This is a genomic window from Kitasatospora sp. NPDC048545, from assembly GCF_040651155.1.
GTDB lineage: Bacteria > Actinomycetota > Actinomycetes > Streptomycetales > Streptomycetaceae > Kitasatospora.
This window is the reverse complement of record NZ_JBEZIQ010000059.1, coordinates 1-16,708: the sequence shown is the minus strand read 5'-3', so window position 1 is coordinate 16,708 and position 16,708 is coordinate 1. Positions and strand designations below refer to the sequence as shown.

The 16,708-nt window shown below is 72.4% G+C and carries 16 protein-coding genes; 3 read left to right on the top strand and 13 right to left on the bottom strand.

Features of this window, described 5'->3' with window-relative positions; genetic code table 11:
• Positions 1–149: 149 nt before the first annotated feature.
• On the top strand, positions 150–1,067 hold the full coding sequence (locus tag AB0D10_RS37365) for a polysaccharide deacetylase family protein (RefSeq protein ID WP_360264603.1): 918 nt from the start codon (positions 150–152) through the stop codon (positions 1,065–1,067).
• Positions 1,068–1,106: 39 nt separating this feature from the next.
• Here AB0D10_RS37365 and AB0D10_RS37360 read toward each other — a convergent pair whose 3' ends face one another.
• Positions 1,107–1,925 (bottom strand): SDR family oxidoreductase, encoded by an 819-nt coding sequence (locus AB0D10_RS37360; protein ID WP_360264600.1) that lies wholly within the window; start codon positions 1,923–1,925, stop codon positions 1,107–1,109.
• Positions 1,926–2,256: 331 nt separating this feature from the next.
• Between AB0D10_RS37360 and AB0D10_RS37355 the strand changes: the two genes are divergently transcribed.
• The gene (locus AB0D10_RS37355; protein WP_360264597.1) at positions 2,257–3,126 is read left to right on the top strand and encodes a 3-hydroxybutyryl-CoA dehydrogenase; all 870 of its coding nucleotides are present in this window, start codon (positions 2,257–2,259) and stop codon (positions 3,124–3,126) included.
• 91 nt (positions 3,127–3,217) lie between these two features.
• Here AB0D10_RS37355 and AB0D10_RS37350 read toward each other — a convergent pair whose 3' ends face one another.
• From AB0D10_RS37350 to infC, 12 genes are all read right to left on the bottom strand, one after another.
• Positions 3,218–4,309, bottom strand: a complete 1,092-nt coding sequence (locus AB0D10_RS37350) for a substrate-binding domain-containing protein (protein ID WP_360264595.1) — start codon at positions 4,307–4,309, stop codon at positions 3,218–3,220.
• 266 nt (positions 4,310–4,575) lie between these two features.
• Positions 4,576–5,418, bottom strand: a complete 843-nt coding sequence (locus AB0D10_RS37345) for a chitosanase (RefSeq protein WP_360264592.1) — start codon at positions 5,416–5,418, stop codon at positions 4,576–4,578.
• Positions 5,419–5,538: 120 nt separating this feature from the next.
• Positions 5,539–6,504: a hypothetical protein gene (locus AB0D10_RS37340; RefSeq protein WP_360264589.1), complete on the bottom strand. Its 966-nt coding sequence runs from the start codon at positions 6,502–6,504 to the stop codon at positions 5,539–5,541.
• The gene (locus AB0D10_RS37335; protein WP_360264586.1) at positions 6,501–7,472 is read right to left on the bottom strand and encodes an ATP-binding cassette domain-containing protein; all 972 of its coding nucleotides are present in this window, start codon (positions 7,470–7,472) and stop codon (positions 6,501–6,503) included. Before AB0D10_RS37335 ends, AB0D10_RS37340 begins: the two co-directional genes overlap by 4 nt.
• The gene (locus AB0D10_RS37330; RefSeq protein ID WP_360264583.1) at positions 7,472–7,909 is read right to left on the bottom strand and encodes a GntR family transcriptional regulator; all 438 of its coding nucleotides are present in this window, start codon (positions 7,907–7,909) and stop codon (positions 7,472–7,474) included. The genes AB0D10_RS37335 and AB0D10_RS37330 overlap by 1 nt, the downstream gene beginning before the upstream one ends.
• A gap of 111 nt (positions 7,910–8,020) precedes the next feature.
• Entirely contained in the window at positions 8,021–10,522 is a 2,502-nt protein-coding gene (pheT, locus tag AB0D10_RS37325) for a phenylalanine--tRNA ligase subunit beta (protein ID WP_360264580.1), read from the bottom strand.
• Complete coding sequence (pheS, locus tag AB0D10_RS37320; protein ID WP_360264577.1) at positions 10,522–11,643, bottom strand: phenylalanine--tRNA ligase subunit alpha; 1,122 nt, start codon at positions 11,641–11,643, stop codon at positions 10,522–10,524. Before pheS ends, pheT begins: the two co-directional genes overlap by 1 nt.
• A gap of 254 nt (positions 11,644–11,897) precedes the next feature.
• Positions 11,898–13,001: an ATP-binding protein gene (locus AB0D10_RS37315; RefSeq protein ID WP_360264574.1), complete on the bottom strand. Its 1,104-nt coding sequence runs from the start codon at positions 12,999–13,001 to the stop codon at positions 11,898–11,900.
• Between the two features lie 117 nt (positions 13,002–13,118).
• Positions 13,119–13,985, bottom strand: coding sequence for an RNA methyltransferase (locus AB0D10_RS37310; RefSeq protein ID WP_360264571.1), 867 nt, complete (start codon positions 13,983–13,985; stop codon positions 13,119–13,121).
• Positions 13,986–14,166: 181 nt separating this feature from the next.
• Positions 14,167–14,562: a 50S ribosomal protein L20 gene (gene rplT / locus AB0D10_RS37305; RefSeq protein WP_355669891.1), complete on the bottom strand. Its 396-nt coding sequence runs from the start codon at positions 14,560–14,562 to the stop codon at positions 14,167–14,169.
• A gap of 109 nt (positions 14,563–14,671) precedes the next feature.
• Positions 14,672–14,866, bottom strand: a complete 195-nt coding sequence (gene rpmI, locus AB0D10_RS37300) for a 50S ribosomal protein L35 (protein ID WP_360264568.1) — start codon at positions 14,864–14,866, stop codon at positions 14,672–14,674.
• 143 nt (positions 14,867–15,009) lie between these two features.
• Positions 15,010–15,762, bottom strand: a complete 753-nt coding sequence (gene infC / locus AB0D10_RS37295) for a translation initiation factor IF-3 (RefSeq protein ID WP_360264694.1) — start codon at positions 15,760–15,762, stop codon at positions 15,010–15,012.
• Between the two features lie 475 nt (positions 15,763–16,237).
• Here infC and AB0D10_RS37290 point away from each other — a divergent pair, with 475 nt between their 5' ends.
• Positions 16,238–16,615 carry a DUF1844 domain-containing protein gene (locus AB0D10_RS37290; RefSeq protein WP_360264565.1) on the top strand — a complete coding sequence of 126 codons (378 nt, stop codon included), beginning with the start codon at positions 16,238–16,240 and terminating at the stop codon, positions 16,613–16,615.
• The last annotated feature ends 93 nt before the right edge of the window (positions 16,616–16,708 follow it).

The following is a 16,708-nucleotide window of genomic DNA, read 5'->3' as shown; positions in this document are numbered from 1 at the left end:
GCGGTGATCGTATCCAACGACACGCCGTGGAAACAGCGGGAGTTCAGGTTTACGCAACGCCCGTAGACAGGGTGTGTGCACGTCAAGGGCGGTGCGGACGGGTCATCCCGGATCGCCCACCACGGCCGTCCTCTCTATGCTGGCTGCCGATGACTGCCGACCGCCGCACCGTACTGCGCACCGCCGCCAAGCTGGCCGCCCTCACCGCCACCGGAGGCCTCCTCACCGCCTGTGGCACCGGCGTGCCCCGCCGGGCCGACCCAGGGGCGCTGGCCGCCCACCCCGGCACCGTCGACCCGCAGCACATCACCGACCCGGCCTGGAACGGCGGCGAGGGCCCGGCCTCCCCCGCGCCGACCGCCCCGGCCGCCAGCGCGGATCCCGAGCCCGTCGCCGATCCGACCGCGGCCGCCGCCCGGGCGTCCGCCCCGCCGACCCCTCCCCCGCTGCCCCCGCTCGCGCCCGGCACCCCGGTCGAGGTCGTGTACGGGCCTCGCACCGGCAAGAACGTGGCGCTCACCGTCCACGGCAGCGGCGACCCGAAGCTGGCCACCGCCCTGCTGGAGATCGCCGAGCAGCGCGGCGCCAAGCTGACCGTGATGGTGGTCGGCAGCTGGCTCGACCAGCAGCCGCAGATGGCGCAGCGGATCCTGGACGGCGGCCACGAGCTGGGCAACCACACCCAGAACCACCTCAACATCTCCGCGATGACGCCGGACCAGGCGCGCGCCGAGATCGCCCAGTGCGCCGACCGGCTGCAGAAGCTCACCGGTTCGATCGGCCGCTGGTTCCGCCCCTCCGCCGCGCAGTACGCCACCCCGATGGTGCGCGAGCAGGCGCGGGCCGTCGGCTACGAGCACGTGCTGTCCTTCGACGTCGACCCGCGCGACTACAACGACCCCTCGGCCGCCGAGCTGCAGCGCCGGGTGCTGAACTCGGTGCGCGGCGGCTCGGTGGTGGCCCTGCACATGGGCCACCAGTGCACGGTCGACGCGCTGCCGGCCATCCTGGACGGCCTCGCCAAGGCCGGGCTCAAGCCGGTGACCGCCAGCCAACTGTGCGCCTAGGGCCGGCTGCGCGAGCAGGGCCCCGGGGGGCCGTACCGGTCAGACCATCGGGTCGTCGTCCTTGTACGGGCGCAGCCGAAGGGTGCGGGCGTCCGACGCGCGGATCTCGTCGGCCCGCTCGACCAGCTCCGCCAGGTCGTCCCGCCCCGCGTGGATGAACCGCCCGTGCAACCCGTCGAAGCGGCCCCGGGCGGCGTCCACGGTGACCGCGACCATGTACGGGATGGAGCCCCAGTCCTTCGTGTCCCGGAACATCGGCATCCCGGCGGTCATGTCGGTGGCCACCGCGCCGGGGCTGATGTCGAGGACGACGACGTCGTGCCGGGCGAGCGAGTCGGCCATGTTGTCGGACAGCTGGAGCAGCGCGCCCTTCGAGGTGGCGTACGCGGTGTAGTTGCCGTCCGGGCGCAGCGCGAAGCCCGAGTTGAGGTTGACCACCCGGCCGCTCCGCCGTTCGACCATGCCGGGCAGCACGCAGCGCAGCAGGTTGTACGGGCCGCGCAGGTTGGTCTCCACCACCTGCCACCACTGGTTGGCGTCGCTCTCCCAGATCGGCACCTCGGCGCGGTCGACCAGGCCGGCGTTGTTGACCAGCAGGTCGATCGGGCCGAGGTCGCGCTCGACCAGCCGGACGGCCTCGCGCACCGATCCCGGGCGGGTGACGTCGGCGGTGACCGCGACGCCCCGGGAGCCGCGCACGACGCACTCCTTGAGGGTGTCGGTCAGCGTCTCATGGGTGCGGCCGACCAGCCCGACGGCCATCCCCTCGGCGGCCAGGCCGATGGCGATCTCCCGGCCGATGCCCCGGCCGGCGCCGGTGATCAGGGCGACCTGTCCTGCGAGCGATCCCGTCGACACCGTGTGTGCTCCCTTCCGTCCCCGCCCGTGTCCGCCGTCTTTTCCCCGCCCTGTCCGCGGTCCGTCCCCGGCCCCCACCTGCGGCATTCTGTCGGCCGCCGGGCGGCGGCGGCCCCGGGGCACACGGGCCGGAGCCGCCGCCTCACCCGTTCGGGGGATCGGTCCGCGGTGGCACTCCTCCGGGGAGGGGGTGACCTACTGGCCGGTACGGAGTAGTAACGTCGTCGGGGCGGTGACCGGTGCACCCATTCCGGTACACCGACCCGCTGACCAGCAGCTCGCTGGGCCACCAGTCGCTGGGCGACCCCCAGCACCACCGAAGGGCAACTGAGTGAGTGACATCGCGCGCGTCGGAGTAGTGGGCTGCGGACTGATGGGGTCGGGCATCGCCGAGGTCTTCGCCCGGGCCGGGCTGGACGTCCTGGTGTCGGAGGCCAGCGGCGAGGCGCTGGAGTTCGGCCGCACCCGGCTGACCAACTCCCTGGACACGGCGGTCAAGCGCGGCAAGCTGAGCCCCGAGGCGCGGGACGAGGCGATGGCCCGGCTGTCCTTCACCGTCGACCTGGCCGACTTCGCCGACCGCGACCTGGTGGTCGAGGCCGTCGCCGAGCGCGAGGACATCAAGGTCAAGATCTTCCAGACCCTGGACCAGGTCATCGAGCGCCGCGACGCGGTCCTCGCCTCCAACACCTCCTCGATCCCGATCGTGAAGCTGGCCGCCGCCACCTCCCGCCCGGAGCAGGTGATCGGCCTGCACTTCTTCAACCCGGCGCCGGTGCAGAAGCTGGTCGAGGTCATCCCGACCCTGACCACCTCGGCGACCACCACCGAGCGGGTCGAGGCCTTCGCCTCCCAGGTGCTCGGCAAGGAGCCGATCCGCGCCCGCGACCGGGCCGGCTTCGTGGTCAACGCGCTGCTGGTGCCGTACCTGCTGTCCGCGGTGCGGATGTTCGAGTCGGGCGTGGCCACCGCCTCCGACATCGACAAGGGCATGGAGGCCGGCTGCGCCCACCCGATGGGCCCGCTGCGCCTGTGCGACCTGATCGGCCTGGACACCATCGTGTCGATCGCCGAGTCGATGTACGACGAGTACAAGGAGCCGCTGTACGCCGCTCCCCCGCTGCTCTCCCGGATGGTCGACGCGGGCCTGCTGGGCCGCAAGTCCGGCCGGGGCTTCTACGACTACACCGCGAGCGCCTGACCCGCGAAGGACACCTCCGCACAACGGCGGCTCCGGCCGGCGGCGACGCGGCCGGTGCCCCGCCCCGCGGGGCGGGGCACCGGTCCTCGCGCTACTTGACGCCGGCCGCCGCGCAGGCGTCCGCGTACTGCGGCGTGCAGATGTCGGCGGCCTTGAAGAGGCCGCCGCCGACCACCGTGGCCTGCACCTTCGCCTTGGTCACCACGATCGGGGTGAGCAGCAGGGACGGGATGTGCAGCCCGCCGCTGTCGGTGATCGAGGTCGCCGTCGAGCTGATGTCCAGGCCCTCGACCAGCTGGACGGCGATCCTGCCGGCTGCGTCCGCCTCGGGCTTGTACGGCTTGTAGATGGTGTAGGTCTGCTCGCCGGTGAGCACCCGGTGCACCGCGTCCATGGACGCGTCCTGACCGCCCACGGGCACGTTCTTGATGCCCGCCGCCTTCAGGGACTCGATGACGGCCGCGGCCATGCCGTCGTTGGCCGCGTAGACGGCCTGGATGCCGTCCTTGCCCAGGCTCTGGATGGCCTCGTTCATCTTCGCCGTGGCCACCTCCGGCTTCCACTCGCCGGACTGCTCGTAGGCGATCTTCTTGACCTTGCCGTCCAGCGCGCGGTGCGCGCCCGCCTTGAACTGGGCCGCGTTGGGGTCGGACTCGGCACCGTTGATCATCACGACATTGGCCGAGGCGGCCTTCGGGCCGAGCGCGTCCAACAGGGTCTGGCCCTGGAGTTCACCGGTGCGCCCGTTGTCGAAGGACACGTAGGCGGCGACCTTGCCGGCGACCAGCCGGTCGTAGGCGACGACCTTCACGCCCTTGGCAGTGGCGGCCTCGACCCACGGGGCGGTGGTCTTGGCGTTGACCGGGTCGAGCAGGATGACCTTGACGCCCTTGGCCAGCATGTCATCGAACTGGCGCTTCTGGGTGCTCTCGTTCCCGTCCGCGTTGGCGTAGTCGATCGTGCACCCCGGGCAGAGGCTGGTGACCGTCTGTTGGATCAGCGGCCTGTCGAAGGCCTCGTAGCGGGTGGAGGAGGTGTTCTCCGGCAGAAGCAGACCGATGCTCCGTTCGCTCCCGCCGGCCCCCGGCTGCTGCGACGCGACGGTCTGACCGCAGGCCGCGAGGGTGAGTGCGAGCGACACGGCGGCCGTGCCCGCGGCCGCGAGACGGATGGGTCTGTTCATGATCGGTGGTGCCTCCTGTACTGCGCCGCGACGTCGCGGCAGTGCCACGGAGTCAAGCGCCACCGGACCGATGCGTCAATAAGTGAAGGAGACTTCGTCATCCTCCCGTCCGATTCGTTATGAAGCGAATGATCCGTGCGCATCGCCGCAGGAAGGCCGCCGGACGGCTCCGGAACGGCGTCGACCCCCGAAGGAAGCGCGAAGCCGAAAGCCGACGGCGGGCGGCCCCGGGGAGAGGGGTCGCCCGCCGTCGGGACGGTGAGGACTCAGCTGTTGATGGTGTAGCTGTCGCCGTAGACCTTCCACTTCAGCGGCGGGTTGAGGTCGAAGTTCTTGGCGTTGAGGAAGACCAGCTGCTCGGTGTCCACCCGGCTGGTGTCGGAGTGGGCCTCCTCCTTCTTCATGACCACCTTGCGGGCGTCGAGGAAGGCCTTGAGGTAGGTGGCCTCGTCGCCGCCCTGGGCGGGGGTCTTCGCCTTCTTCATCGCGGCGGCGCGGATGCCGCCGAAGCTGTCCGAGCTGTTGCCCGGGCCGTGCATGACGATGGCGTCGTAGTAGGCGAACTGGCCGAGCGCGCGCAGGCCGTCGGCCTTGGCCTGGCTGACGGCGGGGTTGAAGTAGACCCGGTCGCGCTCGTCGTTCTGGGCCTGCTGGAAGACGGAGTCCTTGGCGGCGGTGGCCCAGTCCCGCTCGAACGCGGAGCCGAGGCCGGCGTGCGATTCGGTGCCGTTGACCTTCTTCAGCGCGGGAAGGTACTTGGCCAGGACGTTGCCGGGCTTGAGGTCGGCGTAGTGCTGGACCAGCTCCAGCATGTCGCCGGTGCCGGAGCAGAAGCCGATGATGCCGGCGGTGTAGCCCCGCCCGTCCTTGATGTCCTCGATGTACTTGTACTGGGCCTTCCAGTCCAGTGACGAGTTCTCCGCGCTGGACACCAGCTGCATCGCGATGTCCTTCTTGTGCGGGTCGTCCAGTCCGGTCGCCTTGAGCTGGACGGCGGTGGTCGGGGCCGGGGCGGCCTGGGCCGCCGTGGTGGCCGCGACGGTGAGGGGCGCGGCCACCAGGGCGGCGGCGAGGGCGATGCGGAGGGCTCGACGGGGCTGAGGGCGCATGGGACGCTCCGATTCCTCGTTGGGTTAGGAAACTTTCCTAACGAGAGAAGGAAAGCCGTCCGGCCGCACTCCCGCAAGGGTTTTGACGGAACCTCTTCAAACGATCTCCGGGCCCGCAGGTCAGACCGCCCGCCGCCGCACCCACCAGACCGCGGCCGCGCACAGCGCCACGGCGAGCAGGATCATCCAGCCGGACTCGATCAGCTGGAACGGCCAGAACCGTTCCGCCGGCTGGTACACCTGGTGCACCGTGTAGCCGCCGTCGCGCAGCAGCGACTGCCACGCGCCGCCCGAGTCGCCGAGGCGGTAGAAGTCGTCCGTGGGGATCCGGTTCCCGGCCGGGTCGGAGAACCACACGTCCAGCACCCAGCGATCGTCCACCGCCATGGCGTTCAGCGTGTGCATCGGCTCCTCCAGGGGGGCCATGTAGTGCGAGCGCACGGCCACGGCGAGGAACGGCAGCGCGACCGAGGCCGCCATCCCGACACCGACCGCGACCACGGTGCGGCGCAGCACCGCACCGGCCAGCGCCGCGGCCCCGAAGGCCACCAGCACCCGGCCCACCAGTACCGGTGGCGCCAGTGCGAAGAGGTCCGGGTTGAACACGCCGGCCCTGATCGCCAGCGGCTCGCTCCACCAGCGCAGCAACAGCCCGAACAGCGCCGCCACGACGGCCAGAACCGCGCCGCCCACGGCCAGGCCGCCCGCCGTCCACCGGGTCCGCCCGGCGCCCTGGGTCCAGGCGAAGCGCACCGTGCCGTGCTCGAACTCCCGTGCCAGCAACGGGCCGCCGAGGAACGCGCCGAACACGCCGCCGAGGACGTAGACCACGCTGTCAAGCTCCAGCAGGCCGTCTCCGTACGTGCGCGTGAACCGCTTGTACGCGGCCAGGCAGGCATCCGTGGACGGATCGCAGGCGGCGGCGCCCGTGCGGTCCAGGCCGGTGTGCAGGTACCAGCCGTGCAGCAGCAGGGCGAGGGAGACCGCAGCCATCACCGTGAGCAGGGTCAGCAGGGCGGGCCGGTGGCGCAGCCCGGCCGCCCGCAGGACGGCGGAGCGGGGCGGGGCCAGGGTGGTCGAGCTCACGGCAGCATCGCCTTCTCGGTCGTCGCGGTCGTCGCAGTCATCCCGGTCGTCGCGGTCGTCCCGTTCGGGCGGACGGCCCCGCGCGGGCCTGGCAGGGCGGAGGCGGTCGGCTCCCGCAGGTAGGCGAGCACCAGCTCCTCCAGGCCGACGCGCTGCTGGCGCCAGCCGCCGGAGACCGGGGCGTCCACGCCGCCGGTGCGGACCAGCAGGTGCGACTGGGTGCCGGCCCGGCGGTCGCGGACCACCGGCAGGCGTTCGGCGACCGCGTCCGCCTCGGCGGTCGGACCGGTGAGCATCCGGTGGCCGCCCAGCAGGTCGTCGACCTCCCCCGACACCTGGACCCGGCCGCCGGCCAGCACCACCAGGTAGTCGCAGCTCTGCTCCAGCTCGTTGACGGCGTGCGAGGAGAACACCACCGAGAGCCCGTCCTCGGCCACCGCGGTCAGCAGGACGGCCATGAAGTCGTGCCGGGCGAGCGGGTCGAGCGCGGCCAGGGGCTCGTCCAGGAGCAGGAGTTCGGGCCGCTTGGCGAGGGCCAGGGCGAGCGAGACCTGGGCCTGCTGGCCGCCGGAGAGGCGCCCGTACTTGCGGTCCAGCGGGATGCCGAGGCCGTCCAGGTGGGTGCGCGCCCGGGCGGCGTCCCAGCGCCGGTTGAGGTGGCCGCCGATCGCGAGCAGGTCCCGCACGGGCAGGCCCGGGTAGAGCGCGGCGTTCTGGGCGACGAACCCGATCCGGTCCAGAGCCTCCGGGGAGCCCGGGAGTTGGTCGCCGAGGACGGTCATCACCCCCTCGCTGGGCAAGGTCAGGCCGGCGGCCAGGCCGAGCAGCGTGGTCTTGCCCGCGCCGTTCGGACCGACCAGCGCCACCACGTGTCCGGCCGGAACGGCGAGGTGGCAGTCCCGCAGCGCCCAGGAGCGGCGGTAGCGCTTTCCGATCCCGCCGCAGTCGATCACCGTGTCCGTCACCATCAGGCCACCACCCCGTCGCGCCCCTCACGCAGGTCGCGCAGCGCGTCCTCGAACACCGCGACCATCCCCCCTTCGTCCAGCCCGGCGGCCCGCGCCGTGCGCATCCAATCCAGCAACCCCCGCCGCAGCCCGGCCCGTTCGCGCAGCGGCACGACCCCGGCGGGCAGCCCGCGCACGAAGGTGCCCTGGCCGCGGCGGCCGGCCGCGAGGCCTCGGTGCTCCAGCTCGCGGTAGGCCTTGAGCACGGTGTTCGGGTTGATCGCCAGTCCGGCGACCACCTCGCGCACCCGGGGCAGCCGGTCCCCCTCGGTCAACCAGCCCATCCGCAGCGCCTGTTCGACCTGCTGCACGAGCTGCAGGTAGGTCGGGACGCCGGAGGCCGGGTCCAGGCGGAACTCGATGGGAGAGGGCCTGTCGTCAGCTTTATCTACTTCCATAGGTAAAGAGATATTCGACGAACTGAGGCACCGTCAACCAAGGATGTGCAAAAAGGGCCCCGCCCCGGACCTGGTGGTCCGGGGCGGGGCCCCTGTGCGGGCGTCACGGCATCAGGCGCCGCGCAGCACCGCTCCCGTACGGGCGACGGCCTCGGCGACGGCCGCCTCGCGGGCGGCGGTGGCCTCGTCGGCGGTCAGGGTGCGGTCGACGGCACGGAAGCGCAGCGCGTACGCCAGCGACTTCTTGCCCTCACCGACCTGCTCGCCGGTGAACACGTCGAACAGCCGGATGGCCTCCAGCAGTTCGCCGGCACCGACGCGCAGCGCGGCCTCGACGTCGGCGGCCGGAACCGCCGTGTCGACGATCAGCGCGACGTCCTGGGTCGCCACCGGGAAGCCGGAGACGGTCGGGCCGCCGACCCGCTCGGCACCGTCGGCGGTGAGCAGGTCGACGTCGATCTCCATCGCGGCGGAGCGGGCCGGCAGCCCGAGCGCCTTGACCACTCGCGGGTGCAGCTCACCGGCGTGGCCGACCACCCGGTCGGTGCCGGTGACGACCAGCTCGGCGCAGCGGCCCGGGTGCCAGGGCGCCAGCTGGCCCTGGCGGACGGTCAGCTCGACGCCGGCCGCGCGGGCCACCGTGCGGGCCGCCTCGACGGCGTCCGCCCAGGAGGCCTGGGCACCCTTGCCCCACCAGCCCGACGGCAGCCGCTCGCCCGCGAGGGCGACGGCGATCCGGCGCGGCTGGTCCGGCAGCGCGGCGTCCAGCTCGGCCAGCTCCTCGTTGCTGGGCCGGTGGTCGACGGCCGGGCGCGGGGCCACGGACAGCTCGTCCTTGGGCAGGAACACCGTGCCGGTCTCGTAGACCGCCAGGTCGGTGTTGCCCCGGCCGATGTTGCGGCGCAGCGCACCGAGCAGGCCCGGCAGCAGCGTGGTCCGCAGCGCCGGCTCCTCGTCGTTCAGCGGGTTGACCAGCCTGACCGTCCGGCGGCGGCGGTCGTCCGCCTCCAGGCCGAGCGCATCCCAGGCGGCGTCGCCGAGGAACGGGTAGTTGTTGACCTCGACGTAGCCGGCCCCGGCCAGCGCGACGCCGATCCGGCGGTTGATCCGCTGGCCCTCGGTCAGGCCCTTGCCCGGCGGCACGTCGGGCATCCGGGCGGGGACGTTGTCGTAGCCCTCCAGCCGGATGACCTCCTCCGCGAGGTCGTACGGGTCCGTGAGGTCGGGTCGCCAGGTCGGCGGGGTGACCTCCAGGACGTCCGCGCCGGAGACCGAGCAGCCGATCTCCTGCAGGCGCCGGGTCACGGTCTCGCGGCCGTACACCGTGCCGGCCACCCGGTCGGGCAGGTCGGCGGCGATGGTGATGGTGCGCACCGGGTGCGGGGCCGCGATGTCGGTGACCCCGGCCTCGGCGGTGCCGCCGGCGATCAGGACCAGCAGGTCGACGGCGCGCTGCGCGGCGGCGCGGGCGGCCTCCGGGTCGACGCCGCGCTCGAAGCGCTTGGACGCCTCGGAGGGCAGCTTGTGCCGCTTGGCGGTACGGGCGATGGCGACCGGGTCGAAGTGCGCCGCCTCGATGATCACCTCGGTGGTGCCCGGGCCGGCGGCCGGGTCGAGGATCTCGGTGGAGGCGCCGCCCATGACACCGGCCAGGCCGATCGGGCCGCTGTTGTCGCAGATCAGCAGGTCCTCGGCGGCGAGCTTGCGCTCGACGCCGTCGAGGGTGGTGAGGGTCTCGCCCTGCTCCGCCCGGCGGACCGTGATCGGGCCGTCCACGCGCTGCTTGTCGTAGGCGTGCAGCGGCTGGCCGACCTCGAGCATCACGTAGTTGGTGATGTCGACGGTCAGCGAGATCGGGCGGATGCCCGACTTCTGCAGGCGGCGCTGCAGCCAGATCGGGGACTTGGCGTTCGGGTCGACGCCGACGACCGTGCGGGCCACGAAGCGGTCGCAGCCGGCCGGGTCGTTGACCTTGACCAGGTAGCCGAAGGAGTTGGCCGGCGGTACGTCGAGCAGCGCCGGGTCGGCCAGCGGCAGCCCGTACGCGGCGGCGGCCTCCCGGGCCACGCCGCGCATGGACAGGCAGTAGCCGCGGTCCGGGGTGACGGCGATGTCGAGCACCTCGTCGACGAGCTGGAGCAGCTCGATGGCGTCGGTGCCGGGCTCGTACTCCGGCGGGAGCACGATGATGCCGTCGTGATCGTCGCCCATGCCCAGCTCGCGGGCCGAGCAGATCATGCCGGCCGAGGTCTGGCCGTAGGTCTTGCGGGCCGCGATCGGGAAGGGGCCGGGCAGCACGGCGCCCGGGAGCACGACCACGACCTTGTCGCCGACGGCGAAGTTGGTCGCACCGCAGACGATCTCCTGCGGCTCACCGGTGCCGTTGGCGTCGCCGACGTTGACGAAGCAGTGCCGGATCGGCTTCTTGAAGCCGGCCAGCTCCTCGATGGAGAGCACCTCGCCGACCACCAGCGGACCCTTGAGGTCGGCGCCGATCTGCTCGACGGTCTCGACCTCCAGGCCGGCCCGGACCAGGCGCTCCGCGACGTCACGGCCGGTCGCGCCGGTCGGCAGGTCGACGTACTCGCGCAGCCAGGAAAGCGGGACGCGCATCAGATCTCCATCCCGAACGGGAGGGTGAAGCGCACGTCACCCTCGACCATGTCGCGCATGTCGGCGACGTTGTGACGATTCATCAGGATCCGCTCCAGGCCGAGGCCGAACGCGAAGCCGCTGTAACGGTCGGGGTCGACACCGCAGGCGACGAGCACCCGCGGGTTGACGACGCCGCAGCCGCCGAGCTCGATCCAGCCCTCCGAGGAGCAGGTGCGGCACGGGCGGTCCGGGTTGCCGACGCTCGCCCCGAGGCACACGAAGCACTGCAGGTCGACCTCGGCCGACGGCTCGGTGAACGGGAAGTACGAGGGCCGCCAGCGCAGCTCCAGGTGGTCGCCGATCAGCTTCTCGACCATGACCTCGATGGTGCCCTTGAGGTCGGCGAAGGTGATGCCCTCGTCCACCGCGAGGCCCTCGACCTGGCGGAAGACCGGGGTGTGGGTGGCGTCCAGCTCGTCGGTCCGGTAGACCCGGCCGGGGCACACCACGTAGATGGGGGGCTCGCGGTCCAGCATGGTGCGGGCCTGGACCGGGGAGGTCTGGGTGCGCAGCACCACGCCGGAGTCGGCGGAGCCGTCCGGGGCCTGGACGAAGAAGGTGTCCTGCATCGATCGGGCCGGGTGGTCCGGGCCCAGGTTGAGGGCGTCGAAGTTGAGCCACTCGGCCTCGACCTCGGGGCCCTCGGCGACCTGGTAGCCCATCGCGACGAAGGTGTCCTCGATGCGCTCGGCCATGGTGGTCAGCGGGTGCCGGGCGCCGCGCGGGGCGCGGTCGTACGGCAGCGTGACGTCCACCGCCTCCTCGACCAGCACGCGGGCGTCGCGCTCCGCCTCCAGCTCGGCCTGCCGCGCGGCGAGGGCCTTGTTGACGGCCCCGCGGGCCTGGCCGATCAGCTTGCCCGCGGCGGCCTTGGCGTGCGGGGGCAGGGCGCCGATCTCGCGGTTGGCGAGGGACAGCGGGGACCGGTCGCCGGTGTGGGCGACCTTGGCCTGCTTCAGCTCGTCCAGGGTGCTGGCGGTGGCGAAGGCGGCGACGGCCTCGTCCCGCGCCTGCTCCACCACCTCGGGCTTGAGGGCCTCGACCTCGACCGGGTCGTACGACTTGTTGGGTGCCGACATCTCTATCTTTCCCGTGCTCCTGCTCGTCCGTGCTCAGGTGTGTGGGCTCGCCTTCGCGTCACGCCCGGCGGGGCCGGGGCACGGGCAGCCGGTCTCCGTTCACCGGAGGCTCACGGGAGTGGGTGTCCGCGGCTCAGCCGCACAGGGCGTTGCGCGACGCCAAAGGTCGAGTGTAGTCGCAGCGCGTAGCGCCGCTGCCGCGAAGCCCGTCCGGCCCCGACGCGGAGCACGCTCCGCTCGTCGTTCCTGCTCGGTCAGAGCATGAAGTCGGGCACGCCGGCGGGCAGGATAAATCGGAACCGGGCGCCGCCGCCGGGGGCGCGGTCGACCCGGATCGAGCCGCCGTGGGCCTCCACGATGCCCTTGACGATGTAGAGGCCCAGGCCGGTGCCGCCGCGCTTGGAGCCGCGCCAGAAACGGGTGAAGACGCGTGGCATCGACTCCTCGGGAATGCCGCTGCCTTCGTCGCTCACGGTGACCGCTGTGCCTTCCACGATGCGGGGCGGGGTGCCGGAGCGCTCCCAGACGGGCGCCTCGACGACTTCCTTGGCCGGTGCCACCTCGATCGTGACAGTTCCCTCGCCGTGCCGCACCGCATTTTCCAGCAGGTTGGCGAGCACCTGGTCGACCTTGTCCGGGTCCGCCCACAGGACGGTCAGCGGCTCGCTGACCCGGATGTCGAAGCGCTCCTCTGGGATGCCGGTGGCGACCTTGCGCTCGACGTGGCGGCGCACCGCCGCGGCCAGGTCGACCACCTGCTTGCGCAGCTCCAGCCGCCCGGCGTCGATCCGGGAGATGTCCAGCAGCTCGGCGATCAGCCGGGTGACCCGGTCGGCGTCGGCGTCCACGGTTTCCAGCATCAGCCGCTTCTGCCCGTCGGTGAACCGCTCCCACTTGGCCAGCAGCGTCGCCGTGAAGCCCTTGACGCTGGTCAGCGGGGAGCGCAGCTCGTGCGCGACGGTGGCGATCAGCTCGGCGTGGCTGCGCTCGGTGCGCCGCCGGGCCTCGGTGCCGCGCAGGGCGACCACCAGGCGCTCCAGCGGCCCGCACGGCACCGCGCGGACGTACCTGGCGGAGACCAGCACTTCGAGGCCGCCGGGCAGCAGCAGGTTGCGCTCCGGCTGGCGGGTGCGGGTGGTCAGGCCGCCGTACGGGTCGGTCAGCTGCCACCAGCGCCGGCCGTCGAGGTCCTCCAGCGGGAGGACGTCCTCCAGCGCGCTGCCGAGGGCGGCCTGCGGGAGCACGCCGGTGAGCCGGGCCGCGGCCCGGTTGAAGCAGACCACCCGGCCCAGCGCGTCGGCGACCACCAGGCCGTCCGGCAGGTCGTCCGGGTCGAGCTCGGGCCCGCTGCCGACCATGGGTTGCCTCCCCGATTACCCACCGTGCCGTTCCCCCCACCGAGGCAGACCCTAGCGCCTCGCAGGCCCCCGCAGTAGGGCTTGCAACGGGGTGATCCCGGTGCGCCCCCGGGTGCGTCAGACGTTCGAGCGGCAGCCGCCGGGCGAACGCTGCGCCCGGGCCGAGGCGTACAGGCAGACGGCCGCGGCGGTGGCCAGGTTGAGGCTCTCGGCGTGGCCGTGGATCGGGACGCGCACGACCTCGTCGGTGAGCGCGCGGGTCTCCTCCGGGAGCCCCCACGCCTCGTTGCCGAACACCCACGCGCCGGGCGCGCCCAGGGTGCCCTCGTCCAGCTCCCGGTCCAGGTCGCGCTCCCCCGCGCCGTCCGCGGCGAGCACCCGGACACCGGCCTCGCGCAGCTTCCCGACAGCTTCCTCGACCGGCACGCCGACCGCCACCGGCAGGTGGAAGAGGCTGCCCACGGAGGCCCGGACGGCCTTCGGGTTGTAGAGGTCCACCGAGGCGTCCGTGAGCACCACGGCGTCCGCGCCGGCCGCGTCGGCGGTGCGCAGCACCGTCCCGGCGTTCCCGGGGTCGCGCACGTGGGCGAGGATCGCGACCAGCTTCGGGCGGGCCCTGAGCACCTCGTCGAACGGGGTGTCGATGAAGCGGCAGAGCGCCACGATGCCCTGCGGGGTCACGGTGTCGCAGATCCCGGCGATCACCTCGTCGGTGGCGGTCAGCACGGGCAGCCCCTCCGCCAGACCGGCCTCGACGATGCCGGCGTGCCGCTCGGCGGCCTCCTGGGTCACGTAGACCTCGACCACGGCGTGCTCGTCCGTGCCGGGCAGCCTGCCGAAGGCGATGGCCTCCCGGACGGCCTGCGGGCCCTCGGCCAGGAAGCGGCGCTCCTTGGTCCGCTGGTTGCGCTTGGCCAGCCGCCGGGCCGCGACGACGCGCGGCGAGCGCAGGGAGGTCAGCAGGGGGGTGTCGGTGCTCGGCATGGCCTCGTTCTCTGGGGCGCTGAGGGGTCGGGGGCACCGGCCGACGGACGGGAGCCGCGGAGGCGGACGGGAGCCGCGGGGCGGACGTCGCGTGGGGCCGGCGTCGCGGAGTGGGCGGAAACCAGAACCGGACCCGCAGGAGGCCTGCGGGTCCGGTCAGAGCTCAACCGATCTCGGAAGATCAGGCGGCGTCCGCGGCGGCCTTCGGGGCGTTCACGTCGGCCGGCAGCGCCTTCCGGGCGACCTCGACCAGGGAGGCGAAGGCACCCGGGTCGTTGACGGCCAGGTCGGCCAGCATCTTGCGGTCGATCTCGACGCTGGCGGCCTTCAGGCCCTGCACGAAGCGGTTGTAGGTGATGCCGTTGGCACGGGCCGCAGCGTTGATGCGCTGGATCCACAGCTGACGGAAGTCGCCCTTGCGCTTCTTGCGGTCGTTGAAGTTGTAGACCAGCGAGTGGGTGACCTGCTCCTTGGCCTTGCGGTACAGCCGCGAACGCTGGCCACGGTAGCCGCTGGCGCGCTCCAGGATGACCCGGCGCTTCTTGTGGGCGTTGACTGCCCGCTTGACGCGTGCCACTTGATTACTCCTTGGGTTGGACCACGGACTACTTCACGTGGTCCGTCATTCGAATGGGTCGGGAAGGATCAGCTGCCCCGCGCACGGCTCTCGCCGGGCGGGAAGGCGATCACTTGCCGAGAAGCTTCTTGATCTTCTTGGCGTCAGCGGGGGCGACCTCGACGGTCCCGGCCAGCTTGCGGGTCAGCGTCGAGGGCTTGTGCTCCAGGAGGTGGCGGCGGCCGGCGCGCTCGCGCAGCACCTTGCCAGAGCCACTGATCTTGAAGCGCTTGCTGGCGCCACTGTGCGTCTTCTGCTTCGGCATTTCGCCGTATCTCCTCGTCGGTCCCGTCCACGCCCGCGCGGCTCGTACCACGCGGGCGTGAACTGGATGGATCTGCGGTGACCGGGCGGGACGCCCGCCACCGTGGGGGGCCGGTCTCCCGGGCCGCCCTGGCCGGTGAAGGCTCAGGCGCCCTGGGAGGCGGCCGGCTGCTCGACCGGAGCGTCGGCCTCGGCGACCGGCGCCTCGACCGGGGCGTCGTCCTGCGCCTCGGTCGCCGCGTCGTCGGTCACCAGGTCCTCGGTCACGAGGTCCTCGGCCAGCGCGTCGTCGTCCTCCGGGTCGGCGTCGGAACCGGGGGTCCGGCCCTGACGCTCCGCCTTGCGGGCGTCCGCGAGGGCGCGGGCCTCGGCCATCGCCTCGGTCTTCTTCTTGTGCGGGCCCAGGACCATGATCATGTTACGGCCGTCCTGCTTGGGCGAGGACTCCACGAAGCCCAGGTCCTGGACGTCGTCGGCGAGCCGCTGCAGCAGGCGGAAGCCCAGCTCGGGGCGGGACTGCTCACGACCGCGGAACATGATCGTGATCTTGACCTTGTCGCCCTGCTTGAGGAACCGGACGACGTGACCCTTCTTGGTGTCATAGTCGTGCGGGTCGATCTTCGGCCGGAGCTTCATCTCCTTGATGACCGTGTGCGCCTGGTTCTTGCGCGCCTCACGGGCCTTCATGGCCGACTCGTACTTGAACTTGCCGTAGTCCATGAGCTTGCACACCGGCGGCCGGGCGGTCGCCGCGACCTCGACCAGGTCGAGGTCGTACTCCTGTGCGAGCTCCAGCGCCTTGGCAAGCGGCACGATGCCGACCTGCTCGCCGCTGGGACCGACAAGTCGCACCTCCGGGACGCGAATCCGGTCGTTGATGCGGGGCTCGGTGCTGATGGGGCCTCCTCGGTTGCACCTTCTGCGATGCGGCCGTCGGACGGCGGTCGCACGTAGTGGACTCGACCACTGGGCGGGGCTTCATTCGTGCTGCGCTGCCCGGCGCCTTCCGGCACCTGCACCCGCGACACGAAAAAAGCCCCGCTCGGTACAAGCGGGGCTCCACACAACCGGGGGCTGCGCCCGGTGAGGGGCGCTGCGGCGACTCGGCGCCAGGCGCCCGTCGCGGACCGGGACCCGTCGACCGTGAGGCCGATCGGGTGGGAGACTTTCGCGGTTGCCCTCTCGGGCCTCCTCGGTGGAGCCTCCACTTGCTGGCCGGGGGCCCGTTCAGGATCCCGGCCGGTCAGTCTCGAAGCATACAGCGCTGGGAGGTCGAAAGCCATTCCGACCCCGGCGCACTGCCCGGCCGGCGCGCCGCGGGGCCCTTGTACGCTCCACCTGTACCCGCACGACACGACGGAACGAGCCCCCCTTGAGTAGCGAGCCCACCCAGACCCCCGGCGCGGACGACGACGCGATCGGCTTCGACGACCTCACCCGCGACATCGCCGAGGTCCCGGCCGTCGAGGTGATCACCACCGTCGCCGTGCACCTGATGAGCGCGGCCGCCGTCAAGTGCGGTCTCGCCGAGGGCGGCGAGAAGGACAAGGACCTGGACGAGGCCCGCAAGCTGATCACCGCGCTGGCCGGGCTGGTCACCGCCGGAGCCCCGGAGATCAGCAACTTCCACGCCGCCCCGCTGCGCGACGGCCTGCGCTCGTTGCAGCTCGCCTTCCGCGAGGCCTCCGTCGTCCCGGACGCCCCGGGCGCGGGCCCGGGCGAGAAGTTCACCGGGCCGGTCTACTCCTGATCACCGCCCGAACCACAGGGGGCGCGCACCGGCCGGTGCGCGCGACCACGCCACGTGCGCCGCGGACGGCAGGAAGATCCAGGCCGCCCACAA